Origin of the sequence: Photorhabdus hindustanensis (assembly GCF_002968995.1) — a bacterium.
GTDB lineage: Bacteria > Pseudomonadota > Gammaproteobacteria > Enterobacterales > Enterobacteriaceae > Photorhabdus > Photorhabdus akhurstii.
This window is the reverse complement of record NZ_PUWT01000121.1, coordinates 1-2,332: the sequence shown is the minus strand read 5'-3', so window position 1 is coordinate 2,332 and position 2,332 is coordinate 1. Positions and strand designations below refer to the sequence as shown.

The 2,332-nt window shown below is 37.2% G+C and carries 1 protein-coding gene; it reads right to left on the bottom strand.

Annotation, left to right across the window (positions count from 1 at the left end; all coding sequences use genetic code 11):
• The coding region (locus C6H66_RS24360; protein WP_146111126.1) for a DcrB-related protein at nt 1–211 on the bottom strand (211 nt) is incomplete at its 3' end.
• Between the last annotated feature and the right edge of the window lie 2,121 nt (nt 212–2,332).

Below are 2,332 nucleotides of genomic sequence, written 5' to 3'. Positions count from 1 at the left end.
GCTCCTGGTACCCGGGCAGATGGGTGCAAAACTGTTCCAGGGTCTGTTCATAGTAAGCGTGGTTATCCATGCCGGCGGGGACCGGGGTGCGGCTGACCACCAGATTGATGCCGCTGTCGTCCGGCAGCACAAAGACATTCATGGATTCATCCCGCCAGTTGTCTGGGATAGTCAGTGAGCCTTCATTCATTTGATAGGGGGTGTTTTCCATGTTTTTTCCGTTGTTGATTAAAATTAAGTTGATAGTCAGTAGCGGTCAGTTCACATTGACCTGTTTGCCATTGATGGTGATATTGGCCCCCTGAATGCTGATATTGCCGGCATTGGTTTTTTGGAATGGCATCTCGCTTCCCTATATCATTTTTGCGGTTTACAACGCACGGCACAGTGGTCCGGCAGCACTAATTGCGGCGTATAGTTATAAGCTACCCAAGGGTTAAAGAGTCTCGGGCAAGTTACGTCAAAACTATAAAGGCGCTGGCAGTCTGTGGCTGACAGTCTTATTGATAACCTGTATGAACAGGCAACGTCGGGGATATGCTATTGCTGTTTAAGCGTCTGGTTAAGATAACTCATCAGTCGTTTTATGTGTTTAATACCCAGCCAAAAACATATAATAAAAAATTCCTGTTGTCCCGTCTGTTTGGGTGATGACCATTTGATTAACTTAATAAATGTGACATAAATCCCAAATTTTTTTAACCCGCTGCGCTCACCCAACATCCGAATTTTATTCAATGGAAGCAATGATAAAACCTGAGGCTTCCCACAAGTAATCCTAAAAAAGCCAAGCGCAGCAACCTGACATGGGCATTAAATTCTTTTTTATCGCATTTTGCTACCACCGACGGGGTTTTAACGTTGTTTTCACTGTCTTTAATCTTTCGTTTTAGCGTTTTTTATTGACTTCGCCATGTTGAGATTAAATCATTTGGGGTGTCGTTTTTCATCGTGTTTGAAAGCAAGACGTGTCAGAAGTTTTCACTGATTCAGGTAAAATGAGATATGCTTTATCTGGATATGATAAAACCGTTGTTAAAAAGCCGGTTATGGTTTGTCCGTGTCGTTTTAACCTCGGGAAAAAGTAGTCAGTGTGTGATGAAAAAACAGCTGAAAACTTTAATCATTAACGGTGAAAACAGGTGATTAAGGTTTTTTAAAACCGGGTAAAAAATTCGCTGCCATATTGATATTGGCAGAGAAAAAATTAGGCAAAACCAGTCTTGAATTGATTAACAAAGTGACCGCGTTAATCCAGTAATAAGAGTAAAAATATTTAACAGGATTAACCCAATTAAGCTAATGTACTTAAATAAGCGGTTTTGCATGGGCTGTAAGGGGTTTACGAAAAACAGAGACAATCATTAAAGAAAATCGATAAGTTTTTAGATTGATTAGATTAGCATTATTAAACATGATGAAATCATCAGGCATTGAGTTTAAATATGATTAGCATCCCGGTTATCTGCTCGGGTTTTAAAGTTAAAAAATTAAATACAGAAAAAAGATAAAACCTCAACATTAGTTTTCAGTTTAATGAACACGGGGAAGTTAAATACGCATCGGGAAACGAAAAAACATTAGGTTGATAAAAACTGCTTAATCAAAACCATCTATTAGATGCATTTTTGCTTTAAAAAACAGGAAAAACCCAGGAATGATGGTTGTTTTACCGATGCCATTTTTTTTAACGTGATTAACTTTCTCTTTTTACTTGTATTTCCAGTTATTAGTGAATGCAAGCGTTTTTTATCGCTAATTAATTCATCTGGGGATTAAAAAAGCAGGTCTCCCATTAATGCCAACTTTTAAAAAGGGACAGCGTGAATAAAAAAGGTTTATTCATTACTATGATGATTTAAACGTGAGTATACAGAGAGATGAAAGATTTATATAAAAGGAAAATATGGTGTTAACTCAATAGATACTTTTTCATAAGGATAGGAAATTGCGGGTATAACCATTAACAAAGAATTAAAAAGAAATCAGCCGGTAAAAGAATATTACCCGGTCTGTTGATATTAACGTGTTTTCTCACGGTTATTTTACTCAGCAAGTTATAAACACAACGCAATAAAAAGAGGGGTAAAATGGTTAATGTATCAGGATTTAACCTCTAAACAGAGAGTTGATTATCCGAGAAAGTATAAGGGAATATCTTTAATATTATCAGGCTATTCACTGGCCTAATTTATGCGAAAAATAACCTATAGAAATCTTTCAGGGTTGAGAGTAAACAGCCTCAGCAAAGATAAAAAGCGGGTATGATTCACGTTGGTTAAATGTAACACACGATATGCCATGATGATTAAACTGAATAAAAATCAGGGAG